Raw genomic sequence first — 13,974 nt, 5'->3', positions numbered from 1 at the left:
CTGCATTGATCGAGGCCGTGCAGGACGCTGTGGCCAACGCCACAGATTTTCCCGAATCGGACGTCGACGACGTGGAAGGCGTCGTTCCGGAATTGCGCTCGCCGATCCTGGTGGCTGCCTTCGAGGGCTGGAACGACGCAGGTGATGCGGCGAGCGGGGCCATCGAGCACCTCGAGTTGATCTGGGATGCCAGTCCACTGGCCGAACTCGATTCCGAGGACTACTACGACTACCAGGTCAATCGTCCGACCGTGCGCCAGGTCGACGGTGTCACCCGCGAGATCGAGTGGCCGTCCACCCGGCTCTCGGTGTGTTCACCCCCCGGAAGCGAACGCGACGTGGTGCTGTTGCGCGGCATCGAGCCGAACATGCGGTGGCGCAGTTTCTGCGACGACCTGCTCGAATTCGTCGAACAGCTCGGCGTCGAGACCGTCGTGATTCTGGGGGCATTGCTGGCCGACACCCCGCACACCAGGCCGGTCCCGGTCACCGGCACCGCCTACAGCACCGAATCGGCGGAGCAGTTCAACCTGGAGCAGACACGCTACGAGGGTCCGACCGGAATCACCGGCGTTCTCCAGGACGAGTGTGTCAAGGCAGGAGTGCCCGCGGTGTCCTTCTGGGCTGCCGTTCCCCACTACGTCTCGCAGCCGCCCAACCCCAAGGCCACTGTCGCCCTCCTCCAGCGGGTGGAGGACGTGCTGGACATCGAAGTGCCGCTCGGCGAGCTGCCCACCCAGGCCGAGGAGTGGGAAGAGGCGGTGACGGAGATGACGAAAGAGGACGAGGAGATCAGCGAATACGTCCGCAGTCTCGAAGAGCGTGGCGATGCCGAGGTAGACATGTCCGATGCGATCGCCAAGATCGACGGTGACGCCATTGCGGCCGAGTTCGAGAAGTACCTCAGGCGACGCGGACCAGGAAACTTCGGACTGTGACGCGAACGCACCGGGGCAGGCAGAGCCCGGTGAGATCTTCCTGATGCCGACGTAACGTCACGGCAGCGGTGACGTCACCCCGACACCGGAACCTCGTCGGTATGGCCAGCACACCGCATTTTCTGCAGGGCGTCTTCTCCTTCACCGGCAACGGCCTGGACAAGCCCGAATCGATCGACCCCAGCGCGATCTTCGTCGTCCCCGAGGGTGCCACGGCGCAGCCGTTGTACTTTCGCGGCGGAAATTCGAGCGGTGAGCTGGTGGTGGTGACCCTGCTGCGCGACGGTAGCCCGATGCGCATCTTCCCCATCGGAGCCAAGAGCGGAGTCAACATTCCGTTGCGGGTGGTCGAGGACGTGGATCCGGATACCGTTCTCGAACTCGTCGTCGCTGCCCCGTGCGGCACCAGCGGAGACGTCGTCATCGATTTCGGTCTGGTGCTGATCTGATGACCGCAGGTAAGCAGCGACTGCTGGTCATCGGCAACGGGATGGCAGGTGCCCGCACTGTCGAGCAGATCCTCGACCGCGGCGGCAGCACCCTGTTCGACATCACGATGATCGGTGACGAGCCGTACGGCAACTACAACCGGATCATGCTCTCGCACGTGCTGTCCGGTGAGGCCGCCGTCGACGACGAGGATCTGATCCTCAATCCTATGAGTTGGTACACCGAGAACGGCATCACCCTGCACGTGGGTGACCGCGCGATCTCGCTCGACCGGTTCGCCAAGACCGTCGCGTGCGAGAGCGGCAGGTCCGTCGACTACGACGTCCTGATCATCGCAACCGGTAGCAACACGTTCTTTCCCAACATGGACGGCCTCCGCGAGCCCGACGGCAAGCTCGCCCGCGGCGTGTTCGGGTTCCGCACCATCGCAGATACCAACGGAATGCTCCAGATGGCGCAGTCACGTGACGACGTCACCGCTGTCGTCATCGGCGGCGGCCTGCTCGGACTCGAAGCCGCCTACGGCCTGCGCACCCAAGGTCTCGAGGTCAGCGTGGTGCACTCCCCCGGCCACCTGATGAATCAGCAACTCGACGAGCGTGGTGGACGCGTACTGCGAAACAAGATCGAGTCACTCGGAGTGGGAGTGCACACCTCCAAGAGGACCACCTCGGTGCTGCGCTCCGCAGACGGTGCCGTCACCGGTGTGGGGTTCAACGACGGCACCTCCCTCGCCGCAGACATGATCGTGGTCACCGCGGGCATTCGTCCCAATGTCGACTTCGCTCGCGGCGGCGGACTGGTGATAGAGCGAGGAATCGTCGTCGACGATCAATTACGTTGCGAGGACGAGGGTTCGATCTATGCCGTCGGTGAATGCTGCCAGCATCGCGGTGAGGTCTACGGGCTCGTTGCACCGTTGTGGGAGCAGGCCACGGTGCTGGCAGATGTTCTCACCGGAACGAATCCGGCTGCGGCGTATCACGGTTCACGCCTGACCACCAAGCTCAAGGTGGCCGGTGTCGACGTCGCCTCGATGGGAATCACCGCACCCGAGCGTGACGACGACGAGTTCGTCCAGTTCTACGAACCGCGCAGTGGCACATACAAGTCGGTGATCGTGCGAGGCAACAAGCTCGTCGGGGCCACACTGCTCGGCGACATCTCCAAGGCCAACTTTCTGAGCCAGGCGTTCGACGAGAAAGTACCCCTGCCCGACGAACGCATCAGCATGCTCTTCGACATGGGAACACCCTCTGCAGCAACAGGAGCCGCCGAACTGGCAGACGACGCACAGGTCTGCAACTGCAACGGCATCACCAAAGCTGCGATCGTGGCCTGCGTCCACGCGGGCGCGAAGAACCTCGGCGACGTGACCGCGAGAACTCGGGCGGGCAAAGGATGCGGATCGTGCAAGGGCCTGGTCGAGGACATCATGGCCTGCACAGCAGGCGGTGCCGTCGAGGCCGATCCCACTGCGGACTGGTACGTGCCGTGCATCCCGATGACCAAACAGGAACTGATCGGCGCGATTCGAGCGCAGAATCTCAGGGCGGTGTCCGCCGTATTCGCGGCACTGGCACCCGGCGGAGCGGAGGATGCCGCCGCCAAGATGCCGTTGGCGTCGTTGTTGCGGACGGTGTGGGGCCCGAAATGGGTGGACGAGCGCGGCGCACTGTTCATCAACGACCGAGTCCACGCCAACATTCAACGCGACGGCACGTTCTCGGTGGTGCCGCAGATGAAGGGCGGCGTGACCACCCCCGATCAGCTACGCAAGATCGCCGACGTCGCGGACAGATACCACGTACCGCTGGTCAAGGTCACCGGCGGCCAACGCATCGACCTTCTCGGCATTCAGAAGGAGGACCTGCCGAAGGTCTGGGGAGATCTGGACATGCCCTCGGGCTTCGCCTACGGCAAGAGCATGCGCACGGTGAAGACCTGCGTGGGTAGCGACTTCTGTCGCTTCGGCCTCGGCGACTCGACGGCCCTTGGCATCGCCCTCGAAGAGCGTTTTCAAGGCTTGGAAAGTCCGGCGAAGTTGAAACTTGCGGTCGCCGGCTGCCCACGCAACTGCTCGGAGGCACTGTGCAAAGACCTCGGCGTCGTCTCGGTGGGCGACGGCAGATGGGAAATCTACGTCGGCGGTGCGGCCGGAGCACACATCCGCAAGGGCGATCTACTGGCGACCGTGACAGGGGTCGAGGAGGTCCTGATCTTGGCGGGCCGGTTCATTCAGCACTACCGAGAGAACGCCCAATGGTTGGAGCGCACGTACGCCTGGGTCCCCCGCATCGGTCTGGAAGAACTGCAGAGCGTCCTTGTCGAGGACCGCGACGGCATCGTGTCAGGACTCGACGAGCGGATGCAGACCGCAGTGGAGGGATACGTGGATCCGTGGCAGGACCGCGCGGCGCCGAAGTCACCCGCCCAGTTCAGCCCGTCGCTACCGCTGCTTCCGCTCCCTCAGGTTCCGGTCCGATGAGCGTGCAGGTCGGGACGGTCGATGACCTCACACCCGGCGAAGGACGGGCATACGTGGTGGACGGCAAACAGATCGCCGTATTTCTGCTCAGCGATGGTTCGGTACGCGCGATGGACGCCGTCTGTCCACACAAGGGCGGGCCCCTTGCCGACGGTCAGATCGACGGGGCCATCGTGGTCTGCCCGCTGCACCAGTACACCTTCTCGCTCGACGACGGCAGCTGCCCCAGCGGCATCGCCCCGGTGCGCACATACCCCGCGAACCTGGTGGACGGGAAAGTGACCGTGGAGTTGTAGACGGGGACCAGCGACCGACGCAGCCGAGGCCGTGTCGCCGGGTCGTTCCGCAAGCTCCTCTCCTGTTCCCCCGGGTCGTTCCGCAGGCTCCTCTCCTGTTCCCCCGGGTCGTTCCGCAGGCTCCTCTGCTGTTCCCTTGGGTCGTTCCGCAGGCTCCTCTCCTGACCCCCTACCCTGTTCCAGTGAGCGATTCAGGTGAGGACACGCGGCTGGGAGTCGCGAACGCCTTCGTGGAGGAAGATCGGCTCGGTCTCTTCTCCTTCGCCGTCGCCGAGAAGCGATCCGAATACCTTTCGGTTCTGCGTGCTTTCGACACTGCTCGCGCCAACTACGTGGTCCTGCTGCATTCGGGCGACGTGGCCGAACTCCTCGCCCGCGGCCCCGTTCGGCACGAGGGTATGACGGCACTCGACATCGCCCCTCTGCTCGACCAGCTACACGCCTGGGGCCTGCTCGAACGCAGCTACGACGGCACCCGAGCCGCGACTCTCGCCGAGTACCGCAATCGCCACTTCGTGTACCAATTCGGGCAAGCCGGATACAAGGCGTATCGCGCCGTCGAGGATGTGCTCGGCGCACGCCTGGACGACGCCTCGCTGTCGCGGCTGGTGCTGCCCGAGCTGCTCGCCGACATGCACGAGCTCGCCGAGGCCAACCGTCAGGGCGACGGCGATCGCATCTATCGAAAGCTCAGTCGGCTCGACTCGACGTTGTCCGAGATGGCGAGCCGCGCGGCACACTTCTACCTGGTGCTCGGCGATCTGGTGCGCACCACCGAGATCACACCCGAGTCCTTCCTGGTCCACAAGGATGCGCTGCTCTCACACATGCGCGAGTTCAGCTCCGACCTCACACGCTATGCACCGAAACTCGCCGACGCGATCGCACTCGTCGAGGCCACCGGCATCGAGGATCTGATCGAGCGCGCCGCCGTCAGCGACGAACGAGTGTTTCTCACCGTGGCCGAACGTCGCGCCGACTGGACCGACCGCTGGGCGGGGCTCTCGCACTGGTTCGTCTCGGCCGAGTCCGAACTCAGTGAGTCCGACCGCCTCCGCGAAGGCACGATGAGCGCAATCGCCGCCGTGCTGTCGCTGCTGCGTCGGGTCACCGAAACCCGCAAGGGCGGTGTCAGTCGCGAAAGCCAACTACGCCACCTCGCCGGATGGTTCGCTGCTGCACCCACCGAAGATAGTGCCCACGCCCTGTTCCACGCCGTGTTCGGCCTCGGTAAACCACGACATCTGTCCATGGTCCACCCCGACGCGGACATCATCTCGACATCGCGATCGTGGTGGGAGGCAGCTCCGGTCGAGATATCGCGGACCTTGGCCGAGACCGGCCGCACTCCGACTCCCGGTGTACCGGGCCGAGTACAGCGCAACGACGGTGGCATCAGACGACTGCGAGAACAGCAGCTGGAGGCGCAGCGTTCACGCAGTGCCGCGGCGCAGTCGCTGGCCTCGGCCGGAATCCACGACCGAGTGCTCGACGAGCAGGAAACCGAGGTGCTCTTGAGCCTGTTGAACGCCGCACTGACCGCGCGGGTCCGGGTGAGCGGACGCACCTCCGACTCGTCCGGATCGGACAGTGGCGTGCGACTGACCCTCAGCGACAGCGACCGCTCGACCATCGTGCAGACCACCCGAGGGCGACTGCATCTCGATCGCCTCTCGCTCGACGTCAGCGAGGTAGCTCGCCGATGAGAGCTCGCGAAATCTCGTCGCTCGCCTTGGATTCCTACCAGCGCGCTGCGCGGGTGGCCCTGTCGAATCACCTGGTCACCGCGACATACCCCGATCGAATCGCTCTGCCACTGCTGCGCAGATGGGCCACCGAGCTGCGCGAGGATCTGCTCGAGTTGTTCGGGTATCGACTCGAGGTCACCGAGACCACTGCACGACTGTTCCCGGTGATCGACCGACTCGACGACAGCCAACCCGCACGGACGTCCACCGAGCGAATCTTCGACCGTCGTCGATACGCGTACCTGTCGCTGGCACTGGCGGCCCTCGGTCGAGCCGGCAACCAGATCACCCTCTCCGAACTCGCCGATCACGTTGCGGTAGAAGCAAGCCAGGTCGACGGAGTCGAGCTCACCACCGATCGTGCGAGCGACCGCGACGCCTTCGTCGATGCGATCGGCTGGCTGGCGACCCGCGGCGCGATCGCGTTGGCAGACGGTGATGCGACCGGCTGGGCCCACAATCCGTCCGCTGGCGAAGCGCTCTACGACATCGACCGCCCCGTCATCGTGGCGATGTTCCGGCCGCCCCGCGCCGTACAACATCTACGGTCCGTTCGAGGGTTGCTGGCAGGCCCGGATGCCCCGATCGACTCCGACGAAGCCGATCCGGAGCGTCCCGATCCCGAGCGACCCGTCGACCCGAAGGAAACGCTGCGCGCGGTACGACGAGCATTGGTGGAACAGCCGGTGGTCTATCTGGACGACCTGGATTCGGACGGAAAAGCAGCACTTGCCGCCTCTCGCACGGTCGGCGAAGTCGAACTTCTCACCGGCCTGACCGCCGAGCGTCGCTCCGAGGGGGTGGCGCTCATCGACAGCTCGGGGCGGCTGTCCGACTACCGATTCCCCAGTACGGGCACCATTGCTCAGGTCGCGCTACTGATCGCGGGTGAAATCTCGGACCGCGTGATCGATCCGGATGCACCGAAGCTGCCAACCTATCCGCTTCCGGACGCAGACGCCCTGATCGAACAGCTGGACACAGCAATCCCGGACGGCGGGATCTTCGGCGATCTCGCCGAATTCGGATTGTCTTCCGAACCGAGGACAGTCGACCGAAACCCGGCAAGGCAACAGTATCCACTGATCGAGGACAGCTGGCTGGCGTCGGTCGTCGATGATCTCGTCGAGCGATTCGGCCGAACCTTCGCAGCACAGTGGCAGACCGACAAGAATGGTCTCCGGTTGCGGGCACTTGCTCTGCTTCATCGACTTCGCCTCGTACACAGCGTGTCCGGCGGCGTGCTGGTGCTTCCGGTTATCGCGCGCTACCGAGACGTGATGGTCAGCGTGCGTGATCGAACCCCGCAGGATTCGTTGTTCGGCACCGAGCAACCCGCCAGCACCGAACAGACCGCCAGTACCGAATTCCCCGAAGCAGAGGCTCAGTAGATGACCGCACACTCGACTCGCTTTCGGCCGATGCGAGCAGGAATCGTCAACCTCTGGGACTACCGCGATCAGGAGTTCTCGTTCGCCGACGGTCGCCTGGTGCTGCGTGGCCCGAATGGCTCGGGCAAGACCAAAGCACTCGAAGTGCTGTTTCCATTCGTTCTCGACGGCCGCATCGAACCGCGCCGACTCAATCCCTTTGCCGGAGAAGAGCGAACGATGAAATCCAACCTGCTCTACCGAGGGCAGGAAAGCGCGCACTCGTATGTGTGGATGGAGTTCGGACGGGGTTCGCGCGAAGATCCCGAATCGGTCACCGTCGGAATCGGCATGCGGGCCAGTCGGCACAACGACAAGGTGACCCGCTGGTACTTCGTCGCCGACGGCCGCGTGGGCGTGGACTTTTCGCTGTTGGGTTCCGACGACCGGCCGCTGACGAAGAAGCAACTCGGCGAACAGTTGGGCACCGATGCGTTGACGGATCGACCGGTGGACTACCGCGCCGCGATCGACGCGCGCATGTTCGGGCTCGGTGCACAACGCTACGACCAGCTCATCAACTTGATTCTGACCCTTCGCCGTCCGCAGTTGGCCAAGAATCTGGACCCCAAAGGACTCTCGCAGGCGTTGACCGACGGTCTACGCCCCCTCGACGAACAGTTGGTGCTCGAGGCCGCACGTTCCTTCAGCGACATGGAAGAAGTGGGCCGCGCGTTGGAAGGCCTTGCCCAAGCCGACCATGCAGCCAAGAGCTTCGTTTCCGTGTATTCCAAATACCTTCGCGTGCAGGCTCGTTCCGATGTCGAGCAGGTCTCACGTCGACTCGAATCAGTGACCCATGCGACCACCGCGCACTTCGCGGCTGCGGCCCTCGAGCACCGTCGTCTACTGGAACGAGCCGCTGCGGAGACTCGATTCGACGAGGCAGAACGCGCTCTCGACCAGGCGGTCGCCGACCGCGAGACCCTGCAGCGTTCGAGCGCATACGAGGGCAAGCAGCAACTGGACGACCTGGCCGAATCGGCCGCCAAGCTCGAGACCTCGACAGCCCAGCAAGCCGAGCGCGCACGCAAGGCCCAGGCAGATCTCGAGCAGCGCACTGCCGAGGCCACCCGAGCCGAAGCTGCCCTACGTGATTCCGTCGCCGCGGTGACCCGCGCCGAAGAAGAGTTGCAGACCGCCGCAGAAGATGCAGGAATCGTCTGGACTCCGCTGCCGGGATCGGCTCGAAGCGATCAACTCAGCACCGCACTGCGCGGCCACGCCGAGGAACGCGACGGTGACGTACGCGCGGTCCGCGAGGCGCTGGGAACCGTCGAGAAGGCCTCGACCGAACGCGCACGTGCCGAGAAGGCCGCATCGAAAGGGCGGGAGCTGCTCGAGACGGCTACCGCAGCGGTCACCGAGGCGGAGGCAGCCGTCGACGTCGAGAAGGCGAACTTCGCCACCGGCCTCCGCGCGTGGTGGTCGACCAACTCGGCACTGTATTCCTCCGCCGGGATCACCTCCGCTGTCTTCGATGCTCTCGACGCGGCGCTGGCAGAGATCGGCGACGACGACGCCGTGAGTCTGGAATCCGTCCTCGCCGAGCACACCGCCGACGGAATAGATTCGATCCGGGCCCGGCAGGCGCAGGCCCGCGTCGACGTGAGCGCACGTGCGACCGAATTGAACACGCTGCGTGAGGAATTGGCGCTGGTGCAGGCCGAACGCGACGACGCGCCACCGCCGTTCGCGGCACGAAGCGACTCTCGCGACGGCCTGTCGGGTGCACCACTGTGGAAGTTGGTGCGGTTCGCCGACACCGTCTCCGCCGCCGACGCTGCCGGCATCGAGTCGGCATTGCAGGCGGCCAATGTGCTCGACGGATGGATCCACCCGACCGCAGACTTCCCCGACGAGTCGAGCTCCGAGCAGTATCTGTCGCCGCTGCCTCGAGCCGCCCGACCGACCGGGGCGACCTTGGCCTCCGTGCTCGAACCGGAGGCAGGCACTTCCGTACCGGAAGCACGAATCCTCGAGCTGCTCGAATCGGTTGCACTGCAGCAAGATCAGGACGAGCCATCGGGCAGCGCTGTCTCGGTGGGCGTCGAAGGCCGATATTTCCAGGGTGTGCAGCAGGGACGCCACACTAAATCCGATGCCGAGTACATCGGTGCCACGGCGCGGGCACGTCGACGTCAGCAACGTGTCGCCGAACTCGATGCAGCCATCGACGCCGCCGCCGCAGCCCTGGACACCGCAACCGCGGCGGAACAGGGCGCGCGTGAACTCCTGCAGTCGCTCGGAGCTGCCGCCAAGCAGCTTCCGCGTACTACTGCGATCACGAAGGCGCTGCGGGTGGTCACCGCCGCCGCCGGCGCGCTGCGCACCTCCACAGACAGCTCTGCGGCCGCCGACCGCGAATTCGACCAGGCGATCGCAGACCTGTCAGCGAAGGAAAAACAGCTGCGCACCGCGGCCGTGGCACACCGCACCCCACACATCGGCCGAGACATCGATGCCCTCGCGGCGGCGATTCGGCATTTCGAGAACCAGGGGTCGGCCGTGATTCGCAAACGTGCCGACCACACCCGCGAGGCCGAACGCGCCCGCGAGGCGACCAACCGACTCGAAGAAGCATCCGGCCTGGCGGAGGAACTGGCCGAGGAAGCGGCGATCGCAGACGAAAGCTACCGGCAACAGGTCCAACGCCTGGAGCTACTGAGCGAGAAGCTCGGCGCGACCGCCGAACAGATCGATACCGATCTCGAGAACGCCCGGGTGCGCATCGAGAAATGCCGCGCCGAGCAGCGGGCCGCACGCAAGGCGGACAAGGAAGCCGGCGAAGCGATCGGTAAGGCCGAGGGTGCGCGCAACACGGCGATGGAGAGCCTACGTGCGGCCGTCACCGAAACGCTCGGTGATGCGGGGCGGCTCGCTCCGTACGCCCGCAAGGACCTGCTCGCAATCCTCGGCGTGCACGATGGATACGCGTGGCCAGCCAGCGAGTCGGCCTGGCTGACCGTCGAGCAGATTCTGTATCGAGTACAGCAGGCCGACGGTCCCGACGACGAGGTGCCTGTGCTTCCGCCGGTGGTGCGCGCGCTGCATGCTGCGCTGGACACGGCGACGGCCTCGGTGAAAGTCAGTGATTCGAGCCGAAAGTCGACCCGGACCGCTCTGACGAGTGCGTTGCAGGAATTCGACTCGCAGCTCGCCGCCTCGGGACAGGACTACCGCCTGCAATGGGACGCACCGGACGGTCTGACCGTTGTTCGAGTACAAGACGAGCAGGGGTACTCCTCGGTCGGCGAGTTCGCCGAGCGAATCGGCGCCGCGAGATCGGATCAGGAGCTGTTGCTGACCGAGCAGGAACGGCGCATTCTCGAGGATGCTTTGCTGACCGGTCTTGCGCAGCAGATTCACGAACGCACGGTCGACGCGCGGGAATTGATCGCGCAGATGTCCGCCGAGATGAAGCAACGCCGGATGTCCTCGGGTAACACGATCGGTGTGCACTGGGTGCTGGCCGACAATCTCGACGACGGCGCTCGAGCGGTGTCCAAGCTGCTCGATCGTGATGCATCGGCGTTGAGCCAGGACGATCTCGCTGCCATGCGAGCTCATTTCGCCTCGGAGATCAGGATCGCTCGCGCGGCGCATCCGGAGCGGTCGTACCCCGAGATCCTGTCGGCCACGTTGGACTATCGGCGCTGGCGCGTGTTCGCCTTCACACTGATCAGCGGTGACGGGAACGAGGATCGACTCACCGTCGCACGACACAGCGCCCTCTCGGGCGGCGAGCAGTCGGTGTCGCTGCATCTCCCACTGTTCGCCGCAGCGCACGTGATGCTCTCGTCCGCAGATCCGCACTCACCCCGTCTGCTTGCGCTCGACGAGGCGTTCGCCGGTGTCGACGACAACGGTCGAAGCGAATTGCTCGGTCTCAGTGTGCAGTTCGATCTGGATCTGTTCATGACCGGGTACGACCTGTGGATCACCTACGCGGATGTTCCAGGCTGTGCGCACTACGATCTGGCCCACTCGACCGCCGAGAACACCGTGAGCGCAGCACTTCTGGTGTGGGAGAACGGCGAACTGTTCGCCGAGCACGACGGAACCGACCTTGCCGCCGCACTCGGTTCGCCGTTGACGCGGCGTGTCCCGACCCGAACCGAAGGTGGGCTGGAGTTTGACCGGTAACAGCGACTGGCGAGGCAGCCCCGAACTGGGGGCCTTGCTGGACGCTGCGCGAAAGAAGTTGGAGTCCAACTGGCTTCGTGTAGGGGGCAACATCACGGTGGATCTGAGCGATGCCCCGGAACTGTGGCGCCTGTGCAGTGCTATCTCGCGGTCCAACTCCAGCCTGCATTCGCGGGCACGAAGTACCAGGCTCGACCTGGAACGGTTCGACGCGTGGCTGCGACATCCGCTCAACGGTGGCCTCGGACTGATCGACACTCTCACTCGGCAGGCGCCGTTGCAGGACAAGAAACGGATCGCTGCCGACAAGGCGCAGGTGCGTGCCGATGCCCTCGATCGGACCAGGGCGGTTCTCGGCGGCGGCACCGACCGCGAATGGATCGAGCACTGGATCGCCTCGCTGCTCAACCAGGACGGCACCCTCGGCGGCCGCGTCGCCGTCGACGCGTTGGCGATCGCCACGCAGGTCCTCGCCCAGCTCCCGGTGGACGGAATGTCTTTGACCGAGCTCGCGGAACTGGCCTGCGGAGACACCAAGGCGCTCTCCGGCGGCGGTGCCCCGAAACTCGTCCTCGACGCATTGTCTCTGCGCGAGAACGTTCCTCGCCCCGCCGATCCGGTGGGCATCCGAGCGCTGTGGGAAACCGCGGGCGTGTCGGTCGATGCGTTGTCCAGCCGCGTGCTGGTGCTCGGCTACCGCGTCGAGGAAACCCACACAGTGGCACGGTGGCTGAACGAGGCAGCCGACGAGGGCGTTCCCTTTCCGGTCACGGTGGACATGCTCATGCGCGGTTCGCTCACCAACAGCTCGTCCACGGTGTTCGTCTGCGAGAACGTGGCGGTTCTCGCCGCCGCAGCCCGCACCCTCGGGTCGAACTGCGCGAGCCTGATCTGCACCGATGGTCAGCCCTCCGCCGCGGTACACCGACTGCTCGCTTTCCGCGCGCCGGGAACCACCGTCCGCTGGCGTGCCGATTTCGACTGGGCCGGAGTGCACATGGTGACCCGAGCGGTCTCCCGATACGACGCGGTGCCGTGGCGGATGGACGTCGACGCCTATCGCCACGCGCTCGACGCACGCTACTCCGAACCGTTGAAGGGACATCCGACGGAAAGCCGATGGGCCCCGGAATTGGCTGCTGCCCTGCGTGATTCAGGTAGAGCAGTCATGGAGGAGCGACTGATAGCCGACCTGCTGGCGGATCTACGCCTCGGCCCCGAGGCCTAGCGCAAACGGACTCCGAGCAGAGCATCCACGGCATCGGCGAAGCCTCCGGGTGCGCTCGCGTCCGACCCGCCGCGTTCTACCGCGAAACTCGCCCACGCATCGAGCGCGTCGAGTGCCTTCGGAGTGTCCAGGTCATCGGCAAGATGTTGCCGCAACCGGTTGATCACGTCCTCGGCCGATGCCGCGCTCTCGAGTGCCGCCGCCCGACGCCACAGTGCCAGGCGGGTGTGGGCGCGTTCGAGGACCTCGTCGGACCACGGCCGATCCTGCCGATAGTGGCCGGCGAGCAGACCGAGTCGCACAGCGGCCGGGTCGACGTTCTCCGCGCGTAGTTTCGAGACGAACACCAGGTTGCCGCGACTCTTGGACATCTTCTCGCCGTCGAGTCCGATCATTCCGGTGTGCACGTAGTGCCGGGCGAAGCGGGCATCACCGGTAGCAGCCTCGGCGTGCGCGGCCGAGAATTCGTGGTGCGGGAAGATCAGATCGCTTCCACCGCCCTGAATATCGAACCCGGACCCGATCCGGTTGAGCGCGATCGCCGCGCACTCGATGTGCCAGCCAGGCCGACCTGGACCCCACGGCGACGGCCACGACGGCTCACCCGGTCGCACCGAACGCCAGAGCAGCGCATCGAGGGAATCACGCTTACCCGCCCGATCCGGATCGCCGCCGCGTTCGGCGAAGAACCTGTCCATCGTGGGCCGGTCGTAACCGGACTCGTAGCCGAACTGCTCGGTCGCGGCGGCGCTGAAGTACACGTCCGGGTATTCAGCATCGTCGACGACATAGGCGGCACCGGCCGCAACCAGTTTCTCCACCAGTTCGACGACCTCGTTCACGGACTCGACGGCACCGATGTAGTCGCGCGGTGCGATCACCCGCAGCGCTTCCATATCGGCGCGGAAGAGTTCGATCTCACGGGCGCCGAGATCACGCCAGTCCTCACCGTCGCGATCGGCGCGCTCGAACAGTGGATCGTCGACATCGGTGACGTTCTGTACGTAGTGCACGTCCGTGCCCGCGTCCCGCCACAACCGGTTGATCAGGTCGAACGTGAGATACGTGGCGGCATGGCCGAGGTGGGTGGCGTCGTACGGGGTGATGCCGCACACGTACATCGAAGCAGTCGAACCCGGGGTGACGGGACGAACCCGACGGTCTGCGGTGTCGAACAATCGAAGCGCTGGACCCTGTCCGGGGATTGTCGGGATCTCAGGGCTCGACCAAGAATGCATGCAGTCGAGCCT

9 protein-coding genes are annotated in these 13,974 nt (G+C 65.3%); 8 read left to right on the top strand and 1 reads right to left on the bottom strand.

Translation table 11 applies throughout. The features are described from left to right. Positions 1-29: 29 nt before the first annotated feature. From J1M87_RS05975 to J1M87_RS05940, 8 genes are all read left to right on the top strand, one after another. Positions 30-938 carry a PAC2 family protein gene (locus J1M87_RS05975; protein ID WP_206488804.1) on the top strand — a complete coding sequence of 303 codons (909 nt, stop codon included), beginning with the start codon at positions 30-32 and terminating at the stop codon, positions 936-938. 101 nt (positions 939-1,039) lie between these two features. Next, positions 1,040-1,387 carry a molybdopterin oxidoreductase gene (locus tag J1M87_RS05970; RefSeq protein WP_206488583.1) on the top strand — a complete coding sequence of 116 codons (348 nt, stop codon included), beginning with the start codon at positions 1,040-1,042 and terminating at the stop codon, positions 1,385-1,387. After that, positions 1,387-3,876, top strand: coding sequence for a nitrite reductase large subunit NirB (nirB, locus tag J1M87_RS05965; RefSeq protein ID WP_206488582.1), 2,490 nt, complete (start codon positions 1,387-1,389; stop codon positions 3,874-3,876). Before J1M87_RS05970 ends, nirB begins: the two co-directional genes overlap by 1 nt. Further along, positions 3,873-4,172: a Rieske (2Fe-2S) protein gene (locus J1M87_RS05960; RefSeq protein WP_206488581.1), complete on the top strand. Its 300-nt coding sequence runs from the start codon at positions 3,873-3,875 to the stop codon at positions 4,170-4,172. Before nirB ends, J1M87_RS05960 begins: the two co-directional genes overlap by 4 nt. Before the next feature lie 209 nt (positions 4,173-4,381). Then, positions 4,382-5,878, top strand: a complete 1,497-nt coding sequence (locus J1M87_RS05955; RefSeq protein ID WP_241256486.1) for a TIGR02677 family protein — start codon at positions 4,382-4,384, stop codon at positions 5,876-5,878. Then, complete coding sequence (locus tag J1M87_RS05950; RefSeq protein WP_206488580.1) at positions 5,875-7,311, top strand: DUF2398 family protein; 1,437 nt, start codon at positions 5,875-5,877, stop codon at positions 7,309-7,311. The genes J1M87_RS05955 and J1M87_RS05950 overlap by 4 nt, the downstream gene beginning before the upstream one ends. Next, positions 7,312-11,496, top strand: a complete 4,185-nt coding sequence (locus J1M87_RS05945) for a TIGR02680 family protein (protein WP_206488579.1) — start codon at positions 7,312-7,314, stop codon at positions 11,494-11,496. Next, positions 11,486-12,724, top strand: a complete 1,239-nt coding sequence (locus J1M87_RS05940; RefSeq protein ID WP_241256334.1) for a DUF2399 domain-containing protein — start codon at positions 11,486-11,488, stop codon at positions 12,722-12,724. Before J1M87_RS05945 ends, J1M87_RS05940 begins: the two co-directional genes overlap by 11 nt. Here J1M87_RS05940 and mshC read toward each other — a convergent pair. Further along, positions 12,721-13,962 carry a cysteine--1-D-myo-inosityl 2-amino-2-deoxy-alpha-D-glucopyranoside ligase gene (gene mshC, locus J1M87_RS05935; protein WP_206488578.1) on the bottom strand — a complete coding sequence of 414 codons (1,242 nt, stop codon included), beginning with the start codon at positions 13,960-13,962 and terminating at the stop codon, positions 12,721-12,723. The two genes, J1M87_RS05940 and mshC, sit on opposite strands and share 4 nt — an antisense overlap. Positions 13,963-13,974 lie beyond the last annotated feature (12 nt).

The organism is Rhodococcus sp. KRD162 (assembly GCF_017168335.1).
Classification (GTDB): domain Bacteria; phylum Actinomycetota; class Actinomycetes; order Mycobacteriales; family Mycobacteriaceae; genus Rhodococcoides.
The sequence above is the reverse complement of the archived record's forward strand: the minus strand, read 5'-3'. Positions and strand labels throughout refer to the sequence as shown.